Genomic DNA, 20,516 nt, shown 5'->3' on the forward strand with positions numbered 1-20,516 from the left:
AAAGCCGGAACCCCATGATGCGGGTTCCGGCTTTTTTTGCGATCAATTCGATCAGCTGTTTCTGTTCAACAGGGGTTCTGACGCGCTCCACTCGGCCCTAGGCCAAATGATCAGTCAGCGGAGGGTTCAGCCTGCGGCCCCGCTTGCACGCGCTCATGGCCCATGAAGGCGACGGCGAGAGCGGCTAGCGCTAACGGAACGAGGGCGAGCAGGAAGATATGGGTGATCGAAGAGGACATCGCCTGGACGATCTTCTCCAGAATGAGCGGAGGGATTTTGGCGCGTTCGGTATCCGTAAATAACGTTCGAACATCGTCCACCTGGAAGGGCATTCCGCCGTTTCCGGCTCCGGACGTTCCTTGTCCTCCGGACATACCCTTGAACTGCTCGGTCAGATTGGTGAGGAAGGCCCGATTCTGGATCGTACCGAACAGGGTGACGCCGAGGGTCATTCCAAGCGAGCGGAGAAACGAATTGGTGGAGTTGGCGGTACCCCGGTAACGCGGCTCCAGCTTATGCGTGGAGGCGGTTGGCAGGAGCGAGAAGGAAAAGCCGGTTCCGAAGCCGGCCAAGGTCATATACAGCGTCAAGAAGATGCGCTGCGTGTCCGGAGTCAAGGTGCTGAGCAGGAACATGCCGGCGATAAACGCGATGACGGAGACGATCATCAGGTTGCGGAAGCTGGTCTTGGTCTGGAAAACGCCGCCGATGGCGCTGCCGGCAACGGAACCAAGCATCATCGGCGTCAAGATGAGTCCCGCTGAGGTGGCGCTTCCTCCATAGACAGCTTGTACGTAGATAGGGATGTACACCGTCAAAATAATGAACGTGGCTCCATACAGCAGCGCGAGCACTTGGGAGTAGGCGAAGAGCCTCTTGCGAAATAGCCAGAAGGAGATGATCGGTTCTTCTGCTTTGCGTTCGATCCAAAAGAATGCAGCCAGGAATACGGCGAAGCTGGCGAAGAGCGCGAGGATCGGTACAGAGCTCCAAGCGAGTTCCTTACCTCCCAATTCGAGCGCGAACATCAAACTGACGACGGAGACCACCAGCGTAACGGCTCCCCACCAGTCAATCGTTTGCTTCGAATGAACGGGAGATTCCTGATAATGACGCAGGATGAGCAGAAGAGAGACAACCCCGATTGGAACGTTCACGTAGAACACCCAATGCCAGCTGATGTACTCCGTGATATAAGCCCCGAGCAGCGGGCCGAGCACGCTCGCGGCGCCGAAGGTTGCTCCGAGCAAAGCGGTCATTTTGCCTCTTCTCTCCGGGGGGAAGATGTCGAATACGATGGTAAAGGCAATCGGCATCAATGCGCCGCCACCTATCCCTTGAATCGCCCGAAAGATGCTGAGCTCCACGATATTCTGTGAGATTCCGCAGAGCATGGAGCCGAGGAGAAAGAACACGAGCCCGAAGACAAAAAAACGCTTCCGGCCATACATATCGGAAAGCTTGCCGAAGATCGGCATACCTGCCATCGTCGCGACCATGTACGCCGACGTCACCCATACGAACTGATTGTAACCGCCGAGATCCCCGACGATGGTACCCATCGCCGTAGCCACGATCGTATTGTCCATGGCCGACATGAGAATCGCAAGGAGCAAGCCGGTGATCACGAATTTAATGGATCCTTCTTTTATTGTCATGGGACCAACTCCTTTCGTTTGTTTGTTCTGCTTTCTTCATCCGGTGAACTAGATCAAGTGTATGAATGGCCATCCTCAAAGTCAAGCGAGCGTCCTTCACATTCCGTCCATAAAGCAGAGAGCAGGTTACGGGTCAAGGGGCTTTCGTTGCTTTCGGAAAAATAGAACCGGAATTGGTGACAGCTTGACGAAATTTAGCCGATGACCCCGACGGATGATAGGGGCAAAAGCCGGAGTTTACCGCGCCGTTATCCGATTTTTGCGGCTCTCTTATCCCTCAGAGAAGCCAAGCCCGGATGCTTGACACCTACCATATCTTGAAGTAATCTTTGTTTTGCGAACTACATATAGACAAACAAACGGTTTTACCCCTACGAAAGCAAAGATAACCAGCCGCGTTATTCCAGATAGGCTGCGGCTGTATACGCTTCTTTTTTTTCTGCTTTTTTCGGTAAAACCGGCCACTTTTTTCATGTTGGGAGAGCGTCATTATGCTGATGAAAATCCAGAAGAGAGACGGACGGGAAGCGCCGTTCGCCATTGAGAAGATCGGGCAAGCCATCTTGAAGGCGGCCTCCGCAACCGGAGAAGCCGGCTATGAGCAGTCACTTCGGCTGGCGGAGCAAGTCACGGTGGAATTGGAAAACGATAAAGCGGGTCGTACTCCGCATGTGGAAGATATTCAGGATACCGTGGAACGAGTACTGATCAAATCCGGACTTACCGAAACGTCGAAAGCCTATATCTTGTATCGAGCCGAGCGCACCCGCGCCCGCGAGATGAATATGCGGCTCATGAAGGTTTATGAGGATCTCACCTACCAGGATGCCGAGAACAACGATTTGAAGCGGGAAAATGCCAACATCGACGGCAACACGGCGATGGGAACCATGCTGAAGTATGGCTCCGAAGGTGCCAAGCAGTTTTATGAGCTGTTTGTCCTCAATCCCGATCATGCGCGCGCACACAAGCAGGGCGATATCCATATCCATGATCTCGATTTCCTGACCCTCACTACCACCTGCTGCCAGATCGACATCCAAAAGCTGTTCGAAGGCGGCTTTGGCACCGGACACGGCGAGCTGCGGGAACCGAACGACATCAATAGCTACTCCGCGCTCGCTTGCATCGCCATTCAATCCAATCAGAACGATCAGCATGGCGGACAGAGCATCCCCAATTTCGATTACGGCATGGCGAAGGGCGTCGCCAAGACCTACAGCCGTCACTATAAGAATAATCTGCTGAAGGCGGTTGAGCTGCTGTGCGATCGCCCCGAAGAAGCGAAAACACGTCTTGCCGACCTGCTGGGGGAATGGAAATTGCGGGGAGTGTACCCGCAAATGGTGAGGACGGAGCTAGAACTGGAAGCCGAGCGCCTTGAACTGACGGACGTCACCGGTGATTCGGCGGCTGCTCGGAAGATGCAGCAGTTTGCCCTTACCGAAGCGCTCGCGGAGACAGAACGCAGCACGTATCAGGCTATGGAAGCTTTGATTCACAATTTAAACACGATGCACAGCCGGGCGGGAGCTCAAATTCCGTTCAGCTCAATCAATTATGGTACGGATACGACGCCGGAAGGACGACTTGTTGTCCGCAGCATCCTGCTTGCTACGGAGGCGGGACTGGGCCATGGGGAAACCCCGATATTCCCTATTCAGATCTACCGTGTGAAGGAAGGCATCAACTACAATCCGGAAGATCCGAACTACGATCTGTTCCAGCTCGCCTGCCGCGTCAGCGCGAAACGGTTGTTCCCGAACTTCTCATTTATCGACGCGCCCTTCAACCTGCAATATTATAAGGAAGGACGTCCGGAGACGGAGATCGCCTACATGGGCTGCCGGACCCGCGTCATCGGCAATATCCATGACCGCGATCGGGAAGTGACGCACGGCCGGGGGAACCTGAGCTTCACGACGATTCCTTTGCCGCGCCTCGCCATCAAGCATCCCTCGGATGTGGACGGGTTCTTCAAGGAGCTGGACGAGAAGATCGATCTGGTGATCGAACAGCTGCTGGAGCGCTTTGAAATCCAAGCCTCGAAGAAGGTGAAGAACTTCCCCTTCCTGATGGGACAAGGCATATGGATCGATTCCGAGAAGCTCGGTCGGGAAGATACGATCCGAGAAGTGCTCAAGCACGGAAGCTTGTCAGTCGGCTTTATCGGACTCGCAGAATGCTTGAAGGCGCTCATTGGCGAGCATCATGGCGAATCGGAGGAAGCCCGTGCAATGGGGCTTCGCATCATCGGTCACATGCGCGATCGGATGGAAGAAGCGAGCGAACGCTATCAGTTGAACTTCAGCCTGCTCGCGACACCGGCGGAAGGGACAGCCGGTCGCTTCGTCAAGATGGACCGCAAACGCTTTGGAAACATTCCCGGCGTAACGGATCGAGATTATTACACCAACGGATTCCATGTTCCGGTTTATCACAAGCTGACGGCCTATGAGAAAATCCAAATCGAAGCTCCCTATCATGCGATGACCAATGCTGGCCATATCACGTATGTTGAGCTCGATGGAGATCCGACCTTCAACCTTCCGGCATTCGAGAAGATTGTCCGGGCGATGAAGGAAGCCGGCATCGGTTATGGCTCCATCAACCATCCGCTCGACCGCGATCCGGTCTGCGGTTATTCTGGAGTCATCGAGGATTCCTGCCCATCCTGCGGACGGACGGAAGCGGACGGACGCGGCAATTTCGAGCGCATCCGCCGGATTACCGGCTACCTGGTCGGCACCCTCGACCGCTTTAACGATGCGAAGAAAGCGGAAGAACGCGATCGGGTCAAGCATGGATAAGGATTACGCATCGAACGTGACTTCCTCCACTTTGCCTGCTTCTGCTCCCGAACTGGGAAGACAAGCTTGTGCGGAATTGACGGAAGCCTCTCTTCTCCGAATCGCCGATTGGGTGGAGGATTCCATCACGGACGGACCAGGCTTACGCTTCACCCTGTTCACCCAGGGCTGCCCTCACGCTTGTCCGGGCTGCCACAACCCACAGACTCATGCCTATGAGGGTGGACGGCTGGTCACGGTGGAGACGGTGCTGAACAAGATTCGGGCGAATCCCCTCCTGGACGGTGTAACTCTGAGTGGAGGAGACCCTTTTGAACAGCCGGAAGTATTGGCGTACCTCGCGGAGAAGGTTCATGAGCTGGGGCTGTCCGTCATGACTTACACCGGGTACACGTATGAACGGCTAAGTTCTCCGATCGGAGCGGAACGGGGCTGGCATCGCTTGCTAGAGCAGACGGACCTTCTGGTGGATGGCCGATTCATGGCCCAACTGCGGGATCCCTTGCTTCTGTTCCGCGGTTCTTCCAATCAGCGCATTCTGAACGTCGCGGAATCCCGCCGGGTCGGACACGCGGTTTCGGCCGACCTGGTACGCTGTCAGCCCTAATTGTGTGGATGTGTATCGGCGTCAATAGGTATGGGAAGTTGTGCGGAGATCACGGCTTTTCAGCTGACAGCGTACTGGATCGACAAGCCGCCGGAAGCTTTCTATAATGAAACGTATAAAGTATCCTTCAAGAGAACCCTACTGGATTTACTGTTAGGGTTTTCTCTTTTTATGAGGTTAGTCCATTCCGATGGATTCCAATACATCGTTCATTATGATGAGGGACAGCTTTCGTCATAACTTGAGGAGATCCAAATGAGCCAGACCCTTCGTTTCCGAAATGAAAAAGCGGCACTTTATGAGAATGAACATGGCAAGCTCAGCTTGCACAAACAAAACGAGCAATCCGTAACCGTTCTTGTCCGCTGCGGCCAAGACTTTGTCTTGATTCGGCAGTTCCGACAGCCGGTACAAGATTGGATCATTCAATTGCCCGGAGGCGGCGTTGAAGAAGGCGAGGCCTTGGAGGATGCTTGCCGGAGAGAGCTGAAGGAGGAGACGGGCTTGTGCTGCGGGAGCCTGCTCTACCTGGGTAAAATGTACTCCGCCTCCTGGCTTAGCAACGAAGTGACTCATGTGTTCTACACAGAGGAAATCTTGCAGCAGGAAGACCAACAGCTTATGGCGCATGAAGCGAATATTGAGGTGCTCCGAATTCCCGTTGCGGATTGTTTGAATGAAATCCGTGCAGGACGAATTCAAGATTCGGAGCTTGTGTTTGCCGTGCTCCAAGCTCTGCTGCAAGGAATTATGCATCTATGACGGAAGGAAGATGACATGGACTACCGATTTGCGACCACGAAGAGAAACGAAGAAGATTTCGCAAGCGGACGCGTTCTATATGGCGCTCATGGCACGACGGCATTTCCCGTTCGATTGGCGAGTGAACTCGTGCAGCGGGGAGTGGAACAGCTTCGGTTATCGGGGAAGACTGCGCCTTACCGGCTGTACGATCCATTCTGCGGGGGAGGATACTTGGCTGCTCTTCTCGGATTTCTGCAGCCGGGTCTATTCGCGCGAATAGACGGAGCGGATCTGAATGACGATGTGCTCTCAGTCGCGCGCCGCAATCTGTCGCTCTTAACTCCGGTAGGGATGGAGGAGCGAATCGCACAACTCCAAGAATTGGAGCGACTCTACGGAAAGCCTTCTCACCGGGAAGCGTTAATCAGCGCTAGTGTGCTTGCTGAGATTGTCAGCAAGCAGGAGCGTATCCCAGATTGGGCGGTGCACCATCACGACAGTACGGGAGCTGTCCCGCCGGAAGAGGTCAAAGAGGTGGATCTGGTCGTTACGGATCTTCCCTACGGAGGGTTGGTTTCTTGGCAAGGAGAAGCGGATGCGCCGGTCCAGGCGTTCCTGTCGCAATTGACCCGATGCCTGAATCGTGATGCCATCGTCATTGTGGTTGCGGATAAAGGGCAGAAACTGACCCATGAGGCTTACAAACGGCTGCAAGCCGGCAAGGTCGGGAAGCGGCAGTACGCGATATTCCGTTGGATAGGAGGACAGCAGGATGGAACAACCCTCTGAATCAACGCTCGGTACAGCTTCCGATGAAGCCGAGAAAATCGGAGAGTATTGGGAGCGACGTTTCGCACAGGAAGGATTGATCTGGAGCGCGGAGCCGAGTCCGACCGCCCAGGCTGCAGCCGATTGGTTTGAACGCTTCAATGTCCGGTCTCTTCTCGTACCAGGCGCAGGCTACGGTCGCAATACAAGGGTATTCTCTGCATCGTTTGAGGTGGACGGGATCGAAATCTCGCCATCTGCCGTTCAGCTTGGCACGAATTTTGATCCGCACACGCGGTTTAGGGTCGGATCAATCTTCGAGGCAGACCTTGTTCCGAAGCGATATGACGGAATCTACTGCTACGATCTTCTACATCTGTTTATGGAAACGGACAGACGGCGCTTGATGAAGTTCATTCTCTCCCATCTGAAACCGGGTGGAATCCTGTACTTGACCGTCTTTTCCAATGAAGACGACAACTGTGGGAAGGGGGAGCGGCTGGAGCAGGGCACTTACCTGTACAAGCCTGGGAAGTACGCTCATTTCTACAGCGAAGAGGAATTGCGCGGCTTGGTGCCGGACTTTGAGGTCCTGGAGACGCGCGATTGGCTGGAAGCTTTTCCGCCGGAGGGAGATGCTCCCCGTTCCTATCGACTGCGGAGCTTGACCGCACGAAGAGAGCAGGAATCTTAAGCGACAGAGATCAAACCTGAAACGTCATGAGCAAGTTTTCGTATAGAAACCCATATTATGGAGGTGGAAGAATGCATATAGCCGGTATCTTATCGTTATTTTACATGCTCTTCTGTTTAGCCGGGCTCGTGGCTGTCATTTACTTGTTTGTTCTCGTCGTGAAGCTTGCCCATCGGGGCATCACCGCACTCGATCTCTACATTGAGGAGAAAAGGAGAACCCCACGGTTTTAATCCAAACAGATGAAAGGAATGAATAGGCGGAGCTTACAGACTGACCAAGTAAGCCAAACGTATGCGCTTATTGAATTGAGCTTATCGATAAGTCAAACGTTTAAGCTGACAGAAAATTAGCTGAGGAACGGTATGGGCGGACTGCGCATACACTGCTTAGGAATCTTCCGGCAAAGGAGGATGGCCCTTGCCTTCGATCGTTGGCAGCTTCAAGATCAACACGGTTGGACCCAGCTCGATCATTCATATCGGCGATTCTCTGGTGCTCAGTCCGACCAGTTCCTCCAAATCGTACGCCGGTTCAGGTTCATTCAATACGGGAGATTTTCCGGTGACGAACAATGCGCTCAGCTCGACGAACACCTTTGACCCCGACGGGGTAGACGATTCGGTGAAAAAGGTGGCGAGCATATGAACATGACCGTCTACCAGACCATTGGCATCCATTATTTGCGCATCGATCTGGTCAGCAACGCTTCCGTTGTTCAGATCGGGACGGCTGGGGCCATTCAGGCGCTTGCCAATCTACATGATACGGGCGGATTTGGAACGACGAGCGCAACAGAAGAAACCGCTGGTATTGAACCGATTGTCGTTCCCTTGCCCTCTCCGACCGGTTGAGGGCATTTGCTTTTTCCAAGGCTTGGAGGAGCGTTTGCCTTGCCCTGTATGCGGCCTCTTCTGCCCGCATAGACTGGTAGGGAGAGGGGAGAACGGGATGATGTCGTGGGACGCGCGGCTCTATCAACTGCAGCAGCAGATCGCTTGGCAAACGGGGAAGATCGTTGAGTTGGAGAGCATGATTAAGGAACTCATGAATCAGGTAGAAAAGCTCGGAACAGTTCCGCAAATGAAAATCGATAAGATCGAATATACGTTTGATCAGTTGAAGGTCGAGAAATTGGAAGGAGCGCTTCATATCGGCATCTCCCCTCCCGGGACGAAGGATTTGTTGAATCAATGGCAGAATGGGTCTAAGGAAGCCTTCGACGTGCATTGGTCGGATGAGGCAGGTGCAGCAGGCGGTTCTCCGAACGGTAACGGCGGAGACAACAGCGGCATCAGTGGCGCCACAGGAACAGCCGTCGATGCAGGCATGACGACCGCTCCAAGTGCGACAAGTGGATTCTATAAACCAAATGAGGGAGGGCAAGTTCGCGCTTCCGGGTCAACTCCTATGGCAGATGCGGAGCCTTACCGCTCGGTTGACCGGTTCATGGCCGAAGATGTACCGCCGCTCATCGAACAGTATGCGAATGCGTATCGGCTTTCGCTCGATTCCGCTTACCGCGACCAGATGGCCCGCTCTCTGCATGATCAAATCGGAGACCGGGTGAATTATTACCTTTCCACGGCGCAAGGGCCGCTTGATCCCGCAGGCCTCGCCGATTTGGAGCAGATCGTCGAGAAAGTCAAACGGGATGTGGCAACTGCGATTCATCAGCATATGGAGCAAATGCAAAGAGCCGCGGCAGAGGAGGAGGAACAGGATGATGAATCTTCAGGTGGTGAATAAAGATATCCGGGTCGGTTCCATTCGGGTCATTGGGGTCGCAAGCTCCTCTCTCCTGCTGGTGGGAGATGTGTGCAATGTGAACCTGTCTGCGATGGCGGATACGCCGCCAGAAGCGGTAGGTCCTGTCGTTCCGCTTCCGCCGGCGAGGTGAACCGGATGTCACGAATGAGTATCATCGGTTTTCTCGACGTCGATACGGTTGCCTTTGCTTCCACGATCTTTATTGGGGACAATCGGCTCATTACTCCCCGGACCCGCGCGATTGCGGTTCGCAGGGATATCATCAACAACCTCGGTGATGAAGGGCATTATGAGGATTATCCGATCTTTCAACGTCAATTTCCGCGGCTGCCGGTTCCAGCGGGCATTCATTTTACCAAGCGGGATGAGGGAAGCATTCAAGTTCAGCGCATTCGGGTAAACAGCGTGTCCACCTCCGCCGTTCTCCAAGCAGGGTCGACCCATACGATCCGCTCCGAATCCCGAATCAAGCAGTTCAGGCAGCTGGCGGAGTTGAACCAGCCGGTTCAACCGGACACGAAATGACCCGGCCCTTGAACTGTTCTGCGCGGGTCGGGTTTCTGTTATAATGAAGTCGATCGCTGAGGTGAGTATATGATGGCCAAGAAGAAGAAACCGAACCCTGCTCCTCGAGTCATTTCGTCGGACAAGCCTACCACATTGGAAGATCTAATCCGGCCCGAGATCCGGGAGAAGCTGAAGGAACAAGCCAAAAGCCAGTCGGAAGCTTTGAAGGCGGCGGAAGAAGCTCGCAGGCAGGAAGAGCGGCGAAAAGCGGAGGAAGCCCGCAAAGCGGAAGAAGACCGACGGAATAATGATTTTGCCTACTTGCTTGAGAATAGCAAACAGGACTGGAAATCCTACAAATAAGAAAGTGGAGAAAGGAAGGAACCCGCAAATGGAAGACTGCCTTTTTTGCAAAATTATCCGGGGAGAGCTGCCCTCGAAGAAGGTATATGAGGATGATGATGTCCTCGCATTTTGGGATATTTCACCGCTCGCGCCGGTGCACGTCTTAACCGTTCCCAAGAAGCATATCGAGTCGGCCATGAAGCTCGGCGATGCCGACGCGGAGCTGCTGGCTCGCCTGCATCACGGGATTCGCGAGGTGGCACGTGCAACCGGCATCGAAGAGAGCGGCTTCCGCATCGTTTCCAATGTGGGCTCGGATGGTCAGCAGACGGTTCCGCATCTTCATTTTCATGTCATCGGCGGGCGCCAGCTGGAGTGGAAGGCTTAACGCGCGTCTTCAAACGCGATTTTTGTGACAATTTTGTTTGCATTCTGCGGAATAGTGGTAAGAAATGTTATAATACGAGTGGAGAACGGCTTGTCTCCTTACATAACCGGGTAACTTCTTGTCCGGGCACTGGTTTGCGGATTTCATGAATTCCGAATTCCTTATAAAAGAAAGGTGAGTGGATGGAATGGTAAGTGAAGAATTGCTGGAGAAGTTAAACGATCAGATGAATTTCGAATTTTTCTCCTCGCACGCGTACTTGGCGCTGGCCGCCTATTGTGCCTCCGAGAGCTGGGAAGGGTTCTCGAACTGGTTCGTTCGGCAGGCGGAGGAAGAACAAGCACATGGGATGAAGATCTTCAACTTCATCAATGACCTTGGCAAGCGTGCAACCATCTCCGGAATGGAGAGCCCGAAGAACGATACCCACTCGGTGCTCGAAGCATTTGAATCGGCTTACGCACACGAGCAAGAGGTCACCCGCCGTATTTATGCCCTCTCGGATATCGCTTTGAACGAACGCGAGCATGCGACCTACCAATTCCTCAAATGGTTTATCGATGAGCAGGTCGAAGAGGAATCCACCGTCGACAGCATCGTTCAGCGGCTGCGCCGCATCGGCAACGACGGCAACGCCCTGTTTATCCTGGATGCCGAGCTTGGCAAACGCGGTGCGGCTCCGGCTGCACAATAAACGCTTAGGAAACAACGCCAGTCCTCTTTTGGAGGACTGGTTTTTTATTTGTAGGAAAGCGAGTCTCCGATATCGAGCTTTCGCCAGGAGTTGGATTTGAATGCTCCTATCCCTTGGGGTATACTGATGAACGAGATTCGTTCTCAATGAGTGCGTGTTAGGGTTGAAGACACACTCAAGCTCAAAAATCAGACCGAATGGTGATGAGAATGGAGCAAACGGCAGTACATAAAGAGATTCGAGTCGGCTGGCTGGGAAGAATCGATTACCAGAAGGCATGGGATCTGCAAAAGCGACTCGTAACCGAAGTGGACGGGGGAAGCGTAAGCGACACGCTGCTGCTTCTGGAGCATCCGCCCACGTACACCATTGGCACCCAAAAGCATCCGGAGCATTTGCTTCTAGATGCGGAGCAGCTTGCTGAACGCGGTATCTCCTTGTATGAAATCGACCGAGGAGGAGACATCACCTATCATGGACCCGGTCAATTGGTCGGCTATCCGATTCTGGCACTCGAAGGGGCTCGCGTCGATCTTCACGGGTATCTGCGGGCCTTGGAGGAAGTGATCATCCGGTATTTGGGTTCTCACGGTATCACAGCCGGCCGAAAATCCGAGTATACCGGGGTGTGGGTCGGGGAACGGAAGATCGCGGCAATCGGTGTCAAAGCCAATCGCGGGCGAAGCCGTAGATGCTTTATCACGAGCCATGGGTTTGCATTCAACATCAAAGCCGGTATCGAACAAGAAGGTTTCACGGGAATCATCCCTTGTGGAATCCGTGATTATGGGGTAACCTCGCTTGAGGAATGCCTGGGAACATCGATTACCGTTGAGGAAGCCGCCAAGGAGCTTCTGCCTTATTTTCTGGAGACATTCGGGTATTCACCCGAAACACCGTTCATAACCGAGAAGGAGGAAGAGGAGTGGAAAAGCTGCCAAAGCCAGATTGGATTCGCATAAAGCTGTCCAAAGGCGAGAACTATCAGGACATTAAAGACATGATGCGCGACAAGACGCTCCACACGGTCTGCGAGGAGGCTCGCTGCCCCAATCTATTCGAGTGCTGGGCGAACCGGACCGCGACCTTCATGATTCTCGGCAGCATCTGCACGAGAGCGTGCCGGTTCTGTGCGGTGACAACCGGTCAACCGACCGAATATGATCGGGAAGAGCCGGAACGGGTAGCGGATACCGCAGCCAAAATGGGGCTGCGGCACTGCGTCATCACCTCGGTAGCCCGTGACGATCTATCCGACGGAGGCGCGGCCATCTTCGCGGCGACCATCCGTGCCGTGCGCAAACGGCTGCCTCTCTGTTCTGTCGAAGTGCTGATTCCCGATTTTCAAGGGAACCGGGAGGCACTCCAGATCGTGATGGACGCAAAGCCGGACATCCTCAACCACAACATCGAGACGGTCGAGCGCTTATCCGATCGCGTTCGCGCCAAAGCGAAATATCGCCGGTCGCTTGAGCTTCTTAAGAGAGCGAAGGAGATGGAACCGAATATCCCGACCAAGTCGAGCATCATGCTGGGAGTCGGAGAGGAATGGGACGAGATTCTCCAAGCGATGGAGGATCTGCGTGAAGTGGACTGTTCCATCCTAACGGTCGGCCAATATCTACAGCCTTCCTCGAAGCATTTGCAGGTGGAACGCTATTACCACCCAGATGAATTCGTCCAATTGAAGCAGGAGGGGCTGGCTCGAGGCTTTCAGCACGTAGAGTCCGGTCCGCTCGTACGCAGCTCCTATCACGCGCATGAACAGGTACAGTCCGCCTCCAAGCATTTGCAGCAGGCTGCTTCGGCAGAATAAGATACGCTCTCATGAAACGGTTTTGATTAGCGGCGATTAATGCCGCGGTCAAAGCCGTTTTTTTGTGTTGGGCGCATACATTCCTACCGGCTGCATGGTTTGCGAGCCAACAGGGAATAATTCCCTGGATGATGTTTGATCAATCCTTCTGCAAAGGAGGTAAGCCAATGGAAGCGTTCCGTCTAAGTCAATCACTTGATGACAATATCCAGATGATCCAGGACAGGTTCCAGGGAGATGAGGCGCTTAAGACTCGTCGGATTCCCTTACCCTTTTCGACGCCAATAGCAGGAGCTCTGTTCTATATAGAGGGGTTGACCAATGAGGATCAGGTGAATCGGTTTATCGTGCAGCCGATCCTTCTGGGTACTCTCAAGGAGGGGGCGGAGAACAACGGACGACTCACCAGCTTGATCGATCGTCTGATCATCAGCGGGAGCGTGGAACGCACAGCAGAGCCTGAACGAATCATGCTCGCCCTCTTTACGGGGGATTCGCTTCTGCTTGCGGAAGGCGAGGCGGAAGTGCTGATCATCGGTACGGCGAAACCGGAAACCCGATCGGTTCAAGAGCCGGAATCGGAGAAGCTGGTACGCGGTCCGCGCGAGGGTTTTACGGAAGTGCTGACGACCAATCTGTCCATGATCCGAAAGAGGATCAAACAGCCGGAATTGAAATTCCAATACAGGGAAATGGGAAAACGAACCCGAACCCGCGTATGCATCGCCTATATAGAAGACATCGTCTCCGATAAAATCCTGCAAGAAGTAAACAAGCGCCTCGATGACATCGATATTGACGGAATCCTCGACTCCGGCTATATCCAGGAAATGATAAAGGATTACCCGTCTTCTCCATTTGAGACCATTGGCTATTCCGAACGGCCCGATGTCATCGCCGGAAAACTACTGGAGGGCCGTATTGCGATCTTTGTAGACGGCAGTCCAGCGGTTCTCAGCGTCCCTTTCCTATTTGTCGAATATTTTCAGGTGTCTGGCGACTACTATTCCAACTACTTCACGTCATCCTTCAACCGCTTGCTTCGCTTCATGGGAGCGCTCTTGTCCATCAGCATCCCGGCTGTTTATGTGGCGCTGGTCACCTTCAATCAGGAGATGATTCCCACCCAGCTTCTTCTCAGCATCTCTTCCTCTCGCAGTGGAATTCCGTTTCCAACTGTGCTGGAGGCGATCATGATGATCGTGATCTTCGAAATTTTGCTCGAAGCGGGAACGCGAATTCCGGCCCCCATCGGTCAAGCGGTCAGCATTGTCGGAGCGCTCGTGCTTGGGCAAGCCGCTGTGAATGCCCGCATTGTCAGCGCTCCTATGGTCATCGTGGTCGGGTTGACCGGGATCACGGGGCTGCTTACGATCCGGCTTCAAGGAGCAACCTTGATCTTGCGTTTTCTATTGTTGGGATGCGGTTCGTTTCTCGGACTTTATGGCTATCTCATGGGCCTCATCGGCTTGCTGATCCATTTGATGAGCATCAAAACGTTCGGAGTCAACTATATGTATCCGCTCTCCACCATCCAACCGGATATGGTGAAGGATACGCTATTACGTGCTCCGTGGTGGGACATGACCGTGAGAAGCAAGAGGATCGCGGTAAAAAACCACATCAGACAAGCGGTGCGAAGCGGAGGAAAGCCTCATGGCCGGCAATGAGCGGCGGTTAGCCGGACTCTTCGCCGTTCTTGTGTTGCTGACCACAATAACCGGCTGCTGGAGCTATAAAGAGATCGATGACCTGATGATTGTCAGCGGCCTGGCGATCGACAAGGGAGAGAAAGACGGAGAGATCATGCTGACGGTTGAAATCGTTGATGTGGAGAGTGCGACCAATTCCAATTCGATCAATCGTGCCAAGGTGATCAGCCTGTCCGGCAAATCCATGTTCGACATCGTGAGGACTATGATTTCGATGATCGGCAAAAGGCTCTATTGGAGTCATGCCAAAACCATCATCATAAGCAAGGACATCGCCAGGGAAGGAGTGGCGCCGTATTTGGACTGGTTTTGCCGAGATACGGAGACAAGAGCAGACATGTACATCATGATCACCAAGGATGGCATGGCCAAAGATATTCTTCATTCAACCTCCGTCGGCAGACAGATCGTATCCTTCGAAGCCAGTGAAATTCTGAGGAATCAAAAAAGCGTAGGGAAAGCACCGATCATGGAAATCTGGGATATGGTGGACCAGATCGAACGAGCCGGCAAAACACCGATCGCTCCCCTCGTTTATTTATCTCCCTATAAGAACCGTTCCACGGTTACTTTGGAGGGTTCGGCCATCATGGAGTTGGGCAAGTATAGAGGGGCTCTGAATGGGGAAGAAACGTTATATTGCCAGTTTGTGAAGGACGAGATTAAAGGCGGGGTTCTGTTGATCGATGGAGCTAACAAAGCTAATGCGATCAGCCTGGAGATCCTAAAGAACAAAACGTCCCTAAAGTTGATCCATAAGAAGGATCGCTTGCCTTCTATTGCGATTAAGGTGAAGACGGATGTGTCTATGGATGAAATCCGCGATGAAGAACCCTTCATGACGGTAAAAGATCGGGAAGCTATTGAACGAAGAGTAGCTAGAGCCCTTGAATATCGGATTGAAGATCTGATTACTCGGATTCAGGAAAAATACGGCTCCGACATTTTTGGTTTTGGAGCTTACCTGCATGAGCATGATCCGAAATTGTGGAGAACGGTAGAAAATAACTGGAGGGAAGCCTTTACTCAATTGGATGTGAACGTTTCGGTTGAAGTCCATCTCCGGAGCACGGCGAAGACTTCGCGCTCCATTCAAGTGAGGGAGTGAAGTTCATGATTGTCTTGGTTCTGCTTGTTTATTCGGTCATGGCCATCGAATCGTACGGACTCCTTCGCAAAGGTTGGAGGAAGGATTTCACCGTCAATGCCATCCTTCTGGTTCTTGGATTATCAACGGCGATTGCACTTCAAGCCGGAGTCAATCTCCCCAGCCCAGCCACTTCCTTGAGACAACTGGTTGAGCTCGTCATCGGGAGCAAAAGCTGAAAGGAGTTCATTTTCTTGGAGAAACTGTCGGGGCTGCAAGCTTTTTCGGTGCTATCTCTCTTCCTGATCGGGACCTCGCTCTTCATGGGAAGCGCCGGTGGAACCATGAGCGACAATTGGCTGGCGATCCTAGTTGGAATGCTGTATGCGTTGCCCATGATGCTGGCATACGGTCGGCTGCTGGTGCTTTATCCGGGACAAGATTTGTTCGGAATTCTCTTTGCTGCTCTCGGGCCGTGGATCGGCCGGGTCGTCTCGGTTTTCTATATTTGGTTCGCCTTTCATCTCGGTTCCCTCGTCTTGCGCAATTTCGGAGAATTTAATAAATCGGTCGCTTATACAGAAACCCCTATGTTTGTGCCGATGCTGTTGGTCGGCCTCCTGTGCATCTGGGTTGTTGTTGCAGGTCAGGAGGTGATTGGCCGGACCGCGGCGATCTTATTTATAGGTGTGATATTCGTCTACCTATCCGTCCAATTGCTCAGCCTTCCGAAGTATAAGCTTCATTATTTGCTGCCGATCCTCGAGCATGGCTGGAAGCCTGTACTGATCCATGGGTTTTCGGCATTTTCCTTCCCTTTTGCGGAATCGGTGTTGTTCTTAACCTTGTTTTCATCCTTAAAAAAGCCGAGCCAAGGCTACAAAGTATTACTAGCGAGCCTCGTTCTGGCCGCGGTAACCATGATCTTGACATCGCTCCGAAACACCATGATCATGGGATCCGATATTGCTGGAAGCTTGTATTTTCCAACTTATGTGGCAACAAGCCGGATTCAAGTAGGGAACTTTCTCCAGCGGATCGAAGGCTCGTCGGCGGTTGTTTTTCTCAGCGCGCTTTTCGTGAAAGTGAGTGTCTGCCTCCTCACAGCATGCGTCGGCCTCTCTCGCGTACTTGGCTTGAAGAACTACCGCTCCATCGTTCTGCAAGTGGGCTTACTCATGGTCTATCTGGCGACCTTCATTTACTCCAGCATGATGGAGATGGCCGAGTGGGCGTATGATATCTATCAGTATTACGCATTCCCCTTCCAAGTCGTTTTGCCTCTTCTCGTTTTGGCGGTTGCGGAATTCCGCTCCTATCGGAAGAAACCTCAACAAGCCGCGACAAGCGGCTCTTGAAACCCGAACGGACGTGCGGCTCATTCTCCTCAGGCTGGAAGAAATCTTTCGAGCCTTTTTTCGAAAATTGTGATACAACTTAGAGATGAGCAAACTTTTTCAAACCCTGCATCGTCTATACTGTGGGGGGTTAGGGGATGAGCATTCGGGTGGAATGGGATTATCTTAAATCCATGACAGACAGCGACGATCGCAAGACGATTATCGCCGATCTGATGAATTCATATGGAAACGATGTTTGGAACTATGCGTTTAGCATTACCCGCAAGCGAGACCTGGCCGATGACATCACCCAAGATGTCTTTCTTAAGGCGTACAAAAGCTTGTTTACCTTGCGCAAGGAAGGTTCCTTGAAATCTTGGCTGCTTACGATCACGAGGAACACGGCATACGATTATCGGCGTTCCGCCTTCTTCCGCAAGGTCGTCTTGTTCGAAACGATCGACGAATCCGCTTCGGAACAATCGGCGGAGGAAGCGGTCATGGGCCAATATGCGGTATCGGAGATTTGGGATCTCGTCATGAAGCTTCCGGTCAAGTACAGGGAGGTTCTCATTCTGTATGGCCATCATCAATTATCCATGAAGGAAATAGCCAGTATGCTGTCGATTACGGAAGGGGCCGTTAAATCCAGATTGTTCCACGCCCGTTCCAAAATCATGAAGATGAAGGAGGACCAGTCTCATGAATAATGAACACGACGATTGGTTCAAAGGACTTGAACAGGACCCGTTTCCCCAGAAGGGCTTCCAACCCGAATTGAAGCGCAGAATTATGAGAGAGCTGGATCGCAAGCCGGTGAGCAAGAGACCCCATTACCGCTTTGCTGCGATAGCTGGAGCGTGCACGCTCGTCATCTGCCTGCTGATCATCTTGAGGGTTCAACTGCTGCCGCCTTCCTCTCCTTTGGCGGAGGGGTTGTCGAAAAGCGCGGAATCGCCAAAAACCGAGGCTTTGGCCAAAAAGGAGATTCAGTCGGTTCTGCTGCTCGGCTTGCGGCAGGATAAGGAGAATAATGAGGCATCGTACCGCAGCCTGATGTTTGCCAATCAGGATGGTCGGGTGAAGGCAGTGGCGGCAGGCAGCGGCATACTGATTCCTTACGGGCAGGTCTTCTGGAAGCTCGATAATGCAGCCGATCCGGCTGGGGAAGGGAAGTCGTTGCATATCGAGCAGGCCGGAAAAGCGAGCATCCAAGCGAAAGCTTCGACGGATGCGCAATCCGAGCCGTTAAACGAGACGGTTCGATTGGAAAAGCTGCTCTATGCGGGTAATAAGTATTTGTCCTTCGAGACGAAGAGCGAAGCGACAGCCGTTCCAAGTCAGCTGTGGAATGTAGATCTGAAGGAATATGCCAAAGGCGCTGCACCTGATGAGAATCGCTTGAACTTGACCGAGTTTACGGAAGGCCGTTATTATGCGGATTCTTGGACGGTGTTCCGGGAGGCGGGGAATTGGAAGGCCGCTTACAAGAATGCGCTCGATATCCAACCCGTTACCGGTCGCACGGTCCATTCACCAGGCGGGATCGGGCTTACTCTGTTGAGTACGGAGCTATCCGATCGGCTCGTCAATCATGATACTCTCGATCGGCCCTGGAACGAGATTGTCGAGATCGAGCCCAATGCGCTCGATTCCGTAACCTCGCCCGATCACGATATGATGGCGATCTTCACGGAATCCTCTATTAAGCTGTATGAATATTCGGCTCATGGCGGCGACCAGCCGCTGCTCACGGTTTCCCGGAACAAGGGCGAGCAGCTTGTCATGGTCCAGTGGGCACTGGAAAAGTACGCGTCCAAGTGGATTTCGGCTGGAGAGCAGGAATTGAACGGGAAGTGACGACTCCGTTCGGCCAAGCCAAAGCCGCTCTACCGGATGAACGCCGTCAAGCAGCATGGTAAAACTCGCTTAAATAAAGGGGGCTGTGCCACTAGCAGGTTTTTTACCTGCTTGGGTACAGTCCCAATTTTTTTTGAATGATGAAATAGGGGAGCAAATCAAGCGAGTGGGTTTGTCGGGCTTGCTTGATTCGCTTTCATATAGAATCAATCGCGGCCTTCTCGAACACCTTGTAGGCGATAGGCGATCGAAAGGCGTCTTCTGGAACACCTTGTAGGCAAGTGAAAGACGCCCTCTGGAACACTTTGTAGTCGAGTGAAAGGCGCCTTCTGGAACACCTTGTAGGCGATCGAAAGCCTCCCGGCTTTTAGGTTGTTAGGGTGCTTTTTTCGAACGCAGTAAGGATGCGTTTTATGCTAACGGCGACGATAGCCGCTATATAATCAATAGGCAGGGAGTTGAAAATCTAACGGAACTAGACGCAGCTATTTGCCGCCAACCGCCGATTTTCACTCCGCAGCTAGTCAAATAACTGCATCCATTTCCATTAGGTGGAAAAGCGCTCCACTTTGAGCTATTTAACTGCTTCTGCTTCCGCTAGAATCGAATCAGGATCATTCTTCTAATGTGGATTGTGCGGCTTCCGCTAGAATCATATCTGGACCATTAATCGATGCAGGTTGCTAAGCTGCGCCATTCTCGTCCATCTACAGGCCCCTCCTTGTGCTCTAAAGCGAAGAAGAAGGCTTGGTGCTGGCTGTGGGCGCATTATCGAACATAGAGTCCGTGTTAGAGGATATGAAAAACAACCGGGGCTTGAAAAGGTTTCTGGTTTCTTCTTTGAAACATACCCAAAGTAAGCTTGGAGGTCGGGGGCTTTCCGTTGCCCACCATCTGCTCGAGAAGTTGGCGATAGACGTTAAGAAGCCAAGAAGCTAAGAAGCTAAGAAGCTAAGAAGCCAAGAAGCTAAGAAGCCAAGAAGCCAAGAAGCCAAGAAGCCAAGAAGCCAAGAAGCCAAGAAGCCAAGAAGCCAAGAAGCCAAGAAGCCAAGAAGCCAAGAAGCCAAGAAGCTAAGACGCCAAGAAGCTAAGACTCCAAGAAGCCAAGAAGCTAAGCGAGAACAAGCCGCTTAGCTCCTTGGCTTCTTTTAAATATCGTCCTATGTTGTTTCTAAGGGGGGGCAAAGTTTCCTATTGGGACACTCTCTTTTGTGCGCTTACAGCTGCGGCGGCAGAGCCCTGAGCGGGTCGACACCAACCGATTTCAAGCGTTTCACCGAGAGATAGAGCTTATAGTTGCCGTATTGAAGAACCTCATCGAGAAACGCGTCCAGCTCCGGCAGGCCAGGCATTCGAACCCGCAGCCAATAGCAGCCGTCACCGCTGATTCGATGAGCCTCTTCAACCGGTTCGGCCTTCTGGATGAAGTCTTGAAACCGTTCGTGCTCCATTGGGGACTTCAAAAAAATGAGCACAAATCCCTCCATGCCAAGTCCGAGGAGGGGAGCCGACAAACGAGCGGAATAGCCCTCGATGATTCCGGCATCCTCCAGCTTGCGGACTCTGAGTCCGACCGCTTGACCGGATAAATGGACGCGCGAGCCAATTTCCTTATGGGTTAGAGTTGCGTTCTCAGCCAAGCATTGCAGGATCAACAAATCCGACCGATCGATGGAAACGTCCATGAGCATTCCTTTCATTTTGAAACGAAATCGT

Annotated in this window: 24 protein-coding genes; 22 read left to right on the top strand and 2 right to left on the bottom strand. The window is 52.7% G+C overall.

The window, feature by feature from the left end; all coding sequences use genetic code 11:
• Positions 1-110: 110 nt before the first annotated feature.
• Positions 111-1,658: an MDR family MFS transporter gene (locus BN2684_RS21000; protein ID WP_058304043.1), complete on the bottom strand. Its 1,548-nt coding sequence runs from the start codon at positions 1,656-1,658 to the stop codon at positions 111-113.
• Positions 1,659-2,149: 491 nt separating this feature from the next.
• Between BN2684_RS21000 and BN2684_RS21005 the strand changes: the two genes are divergently transcribed.
• The 22 genes from BN2684_RS21005 to BN2684_RS21105 all read left to right on the top strand — a co-directional run bounded on the left by BN2684_RS21005 (position 2,150) and on the right by BN2684_RS21105 (position 18,800).
• Positions 2,150-4,468 carry an anaerobic ribonucleoside triphosphate reductase gene (locus tag BN2684_RS21005; protein WP_058304044.1) on the top strand — a complete coding sequence of 773 codons (2,319 nt, stop codon included), beginning with the start codon at positions 2,150-2,152 and terminating at the stop codon, positions 4,466-4,468.
• Complete coding sequence (gene nrdG / locus BN2684_RS21010; protein WP_082652104.1) at positions 4,461-5,075, top strand: anaerobic ribonucleoside-triphosphate reductase activating protein; 615 nt, start codon at positions 4,461-4,463, stop codon at positions 5,073-5,075. Before BN2684_RS21005 ends, nrdG begins: the two co-directional genes overlap by 8 nt.
• A 255-nt stretch (positions 5,076-5,330) precedes the next feature.
• Positions 5,331-5,837: an NUDIX hydrolase gene (locus BN2684_RS21015; protein WP_058304045.1), complete on the top strand. Its 507-nt coding sequence runs from the start codon at positions 5,331-5,333 to the stop codon at positions 5,835-5,837.
• Between the two features lie 15 nt (positions 5,838-5,852).
• Positions 5,853-6,608 carry a hypothetical protein gene (locus BN2684_RS21020; RefSeq protein ID WP_058304046.1) on the top strand — a complete coding sequence of 252 codons (756 nt, stop codon included), beginning with the start codon at positions 5,853-5,855 and terminating at the stop codon, positions 6,606-6,608.
• Positions 6,592-7,281 carry a class I SAM-dependent methyltransferase gene (locus BN2684_RS21025; protein WP_058304047.1) on the top strand — a complete coding sequence of 230 codons (690 nt, stop codon included), beginning with the start codon at positions 6,592-6,594 and terminating at the stop codon, positions 7,279-7,281. Before BN2684_RS21020 ends, BN2684_RS21025 begins: the two co-directional genes overlap by 17 nt.
• A gap of 71 nt (positions 7,282-7,352) precedes the next feature.
• Positions 7,353-7,514, top strand: a complete 162-nt coding sequence (locus BN2684_RS24790) for a hypothetical protein (RefSeq protein WP_187385791.1) — start codon at positions 7,353-7,355, stop codon at positions 7,512-7,514.
• A gap of 187 nt (positions 7,515-7,701) precedes the next feature.
• Positions 7,702-7,929, top strand: a complete 228-nt coding sequence (locus BN2684_RS21030; protein ID WP_058304048.1) for a spore germination protein — start codon at positions 7,702-7,704, stop codon at positions 7,927-7,929.
• Positions 7,926-8,135, top strand: coding sequence for a spore germination protein GerPB (locus BN2684_RS21035; protein WP_058304049.1), 210 nt, complete (start codon positions 7,926-7,928; stop codon positions 8,133-8,135). Before BN2684_RS21030 ends, BN2684_RS21035 begins: the two co-directional genes overlap by 4 nt.
• A gap of 97 nt (positions 8,136-8,232) precedes the next feature.
• The gene (gene gerPC, locus BN2684_RS21040; RefSeq protein ID WP_159065828.1) at positions 8,233-9,030 is read left to right on the top strand and encodes a spore germination protein GerPC; all 798 of its coding nucleotides are present in this window, start codon (positions 8,233-8,235) and stop codon (positions 9,028-9,030) included.
• On the top strand, positions 9,005-9,181 hold the full coding sequence (locus BN2684_RS21045; RefSeq protein WP_392389026.1) for a spore gernimation protein GerPD: 177 nt from the start codon (positions 9,005-9,007) through the stop codon (positions 9,179-9,181). The genes gerPC and BN2684_RS21045 overlap by 26 nt, the downstream gene beginning before the upstream one ends.
• A gap of 14 nt (positions 9,182-9,195) precedes the next feature.
• Positions 9,196-9,576 carry a spore germination protein GerPE gene (locus BN2684_RS21050; RefSeq protein ID WP_058304052.1) on the top strand — a complete coding sequence of 127 codons (381 nt, stop codon included), beginning with the start codon at positions 9,196-9,198 and terminating at the stop codon, positions 9,574-9,576.
• 72 nt (positions 9,577-9,648) lie between these two features.
• Positions 9,649-9,921, top strand: coding sequence for a YqkE family protein (locus BN2684_RS21055; protein ID WP_058304053.1), 273 nt, complete (start codon positions 9,649-9,651; stop codon positions 9,919-9,921).
• Positions 9,922-9,949: 28 nt separating this feature from the next.
• Positions 9,950-10,291: a histidine triad nucleotide-binding protein gene (locus BN2684_RS21060; RefSeq protein WP_058304054.1), complete on the top strand. Its 342-nt coding sequence runs from the start codon at positions 9,950-9,952 to the stop codon at positions 10,289-10,291.
• A gap of 187 nt (positions 10,292-10,478) precedes the next feature.
• On the top strand, positions 10,479-10,985 hold the full coding sequence (locus BN2684_RS21065; protein ID WP_058304055.1) for a ferritin: 507 nt from the start codon (positions 10,479-10,481) through the stop codon (positions 10,983-10,985).
• 203 nt (positions 10,986-11,188) lie between these two features.
• Complete coding sequence (gene lipB, locus BN2684_RS21070) at positions 11,189-11,947, top strand: lipoyl(octanoyl) transferase LipB (protein WP_392389027.1); 759 nt, start codon at positions 11,189-11,191, stop codon at positions 11,945-11,947.
• Entirely contained in the window at positions 11,911-12,801 is an 891-nt protein-coding gene (lipA, locus tag BN2684_RS21075) for a lipoyl synthase (protein WP_058304056.1), read from the top strand. The genes lipB and lipA overlap by 37 nt, the downstream gene beginning before the upstream one ends.
• 167 nt (positions 12,802-12,968) lie before the next feature.
• Positions 12,969-14,471, top strand: coding sequence for a spore germination protein (locus BN2684_RS21080; RefSeq protein WP_058304057.1), 1,503 nt, complete (start codon positions 12,969-12,971; stop codon positions 14,469-14,471).
• Positions 14,458-15,621 carry a Ger(x)C family spore germination protein gene (locus BN2684_RS21085; protein WP_058304058.1) on the top strand — a complete coding sequence of 388 codons (1,164 nt, stop codon included), beginning with the start codon at positions 14,458-14,460 and terminating at the stop codon, positions 15,619-15,621. The genes BN2684_RS21080 and BN2684_RS21085 overlap by 14 nt, the downstream gene beginning before the upstream one ends.
• A 5-nt stretch (positions 15,622-15,626) precedes the next feature.
• Positions 15,627-15,839: a hypothetical protein gene (locus tag BN2684_RS21090; protein WP_058304059.1), complete on the top strand. Its 213-nt coding sequence runs from the start codon at positions 15,627-15,629 to the stop codon at positions 15,837-15,839.
• A 15-nt stretch (positions 15,840-15,854) separates the two neighbouring features.
• Entirely contained in the window at positions 15,855-16,958 is a 1,104-nt protein-coding gene (locus tag BN2684_RS21095; RefSeq protein ID WP_058304060.1) for a GerAB/ArcD/ProY family transporter, read from the top strand.
• Between the two features lie 137 nt (positions 16,959-17,095).
• Complete coding sequence (locus BN2684_RS21100) at positions 17,096-17,650, top strand: RNA polymerase sigma factor (RefSeq protein WP_058304061.1); 555 nt, start codon at positions 17,096-17,098, stop codon at positions 17,648-17,650.
• A complete protein-coding gene (locus BN2684_RS21105; RefSeq protein WP_058304062.1) occupies positions 17,643-18,800 on the top strand; it encodes a hypothetical protein in 1,158 nt (385 codons plus the stop codon). Before BN2684_RS21100 ends, BN2684_RS21105 begins: the two co-directional genes overlap by 8 nt.
• 1,217 nt (positions 18,801-20,017) lie before the next feature.
• Here BN2684_RS21105 and BN2684_RS21115 read toward each other — a convergent pair.
• Positions 20,018-20,485 (bottom strand): Lrp/AsnC family transcriptional regulator, encoded by a 468-nt coding sequence (locus tag BN2684_RS21115; RefSeq protein WP_058304667.1) that lies wholly within the window; start codon positions 20,483-20,485, stop codon positions 20,018-20,020.
• Positions 20,486-20,516 lie beyond the last annotated feature (31 nt).

Source organism: Gorillibacterium timonense, from assembly GCF_001457415.1.
Taxonomy (GTDB): domain Bacteria; phylum Bacillota; class Bacilli; order Paenibacillales; family NBRC-103111; genus Gorillibacterium; species Gorillibacterium timonense.

Excerpts from the sequence above, each read along its gene's own strand:
- BN2684_RS21015 (WP_058304045.1), top strand. The coding sequence starts at position 5,331 with ATGAGCCAGACCCTTCGTTTCCGAAATGAAAAAGCGGCACTTTATGAG.
- BN2684_RS21020 (WP_058304046.1), top strand. The coding sequence starts at position 5,853 with ATGGACTACCGATTTGCGACCACGAAGAGAAACGAAGAAGATTTCGCA.
- BN2684_RS21000 (WP_058304043.1), bottom strand. The coding sequence starts at position 1,658 with ATGACAATAAAAGAAGGATCCATTAAATTCGTGATCACCGGCTTGCTC.
- BN2684_RS21050 (WP_058304052.1), top strand. The coding sequence starts at position 9,196 with ATGAGTATCATCGGTTTTCTCGACGTCGATACGGTTGCCTTTGCTTCC.
- BN2684_RS21090 (WP_058304059.1), top strand. The coding sequence starts at position 15,627 with ATGATTGTCTTGGTTCTGCTTGTTTATTCGGTCATGGCCATCGAATCG.
- lipB (WP_392389027.1), top strand. The coding sequence starts at position 11,189 with ATGAGAATGGAGCAAACGGCAGTACATAAAGAGATTCGAGTCGGCTGG.
- BN2684_RS21080 (WP_058304057.1), top strand. The coding sequence starts at position 12,969 with ATGGAAGCGTTCCGTCTAAGTCAATCACTTGATGACAATATCCAGATG.
- BN2684_RS21065 (WP_058304055.1), top strand. The coding sequence starts at position 10,479 with ATGGTAAGTGAAGAATTGCTGGAGAAGTTAAACGATCAGATGAATTTC.
- nrdG (WP_082652104.1), top strand. The coding sequence starts at position 4,461 with ATGGATAAGGATTACGCATCGAACGTGACTTCCTCCACTTTGCCTGCT.
- BN2684_RS21055 (WP_058304053.1), top strand. The coding sequence starts at position 9,649 with ATGGCCAAGAAGAAGAAACCGAACCCTGCTCCTCGAGTCATTTCGTCG.
- BN2684_RS21105 (WP_058304062.1), top strand. The coding sequence starts at position 17,643 with ATGAATAATGAACACGACGATTGGTTCAAAGGACTTGAACAGGACCCG.
- BN2684_RS21115 (WP_058304667.1), bottom strand. The coding sequence starts at position 20,485 with ATGGACGTTTCCATCGATCGGTCGGATTTGTTGATCCTGCAATGCTTG.
- BN2684_RS21045 (WP_392389026.1), top strand. The coding sequence starts at position 9,005 with ATGATGAATCTTCAGGTGGTGAATAAAGATATCCGGGTCGGTTCCATT.
- BN2684_RS21005 (WP_058304044.1), top strand. The coding sequence starts at position 2,150 with ATGCTGATGAAAATCCAGAAGAGAGACGGACGGGAAGCGCCGTTCGCC.
- BN2684_RS24790 (WP_187385791.1), top strand. The coding sequence starts at position 7,353 with ATGCATATAGCCGGTATCTTATCGTTATTTTACATGCTCTTCTGTTTA.
- BN2684_RS21060 (WP_058304054.1), top strand. The coding sequence starts at position 9,950 with ATGGAAGACTGCCTTTTTTGCAAAATTATCCGGGGAGAGCTGCCCTCG.
- gerPC (WP_159065828.1), top strand. The coding sequence starts at position 8,233 with ATGATGTCGTGGGACGCGCGGCTCTATCAACTGCAGCAGCAGATCGCT.
- BN2684_RS21100 (WP_058304061.1), top strand. The coding sequence starts at position 17,096 with ATGAGCATTCGGGTGGAATGGGATTATCTTAAATCCATGACAGACAGC.
- BN2684_RS21085 (WP_058304058.1), top strand. The coding sequence starts at position 14,458 with ATGGCCGGCAATGAGCGGCGGTTAGCCGGACTCTTCGCCGTTCTTGTG.
- BN2684_RS21025 (WP_058304047.1), top strand. The coding sequence starts at position 6,592 with ATGGAACAACCCTCTGAATCAACGCTCGGTACAGCTTCCGATGAAGCC.
- BN2684_RS21035 (WP_058304049.1), top strand. The coding sequence starts at position 7,926 with ATGAACATGACCGTCTACCAGACCATTGGCATCCATTATTTGCGCATC.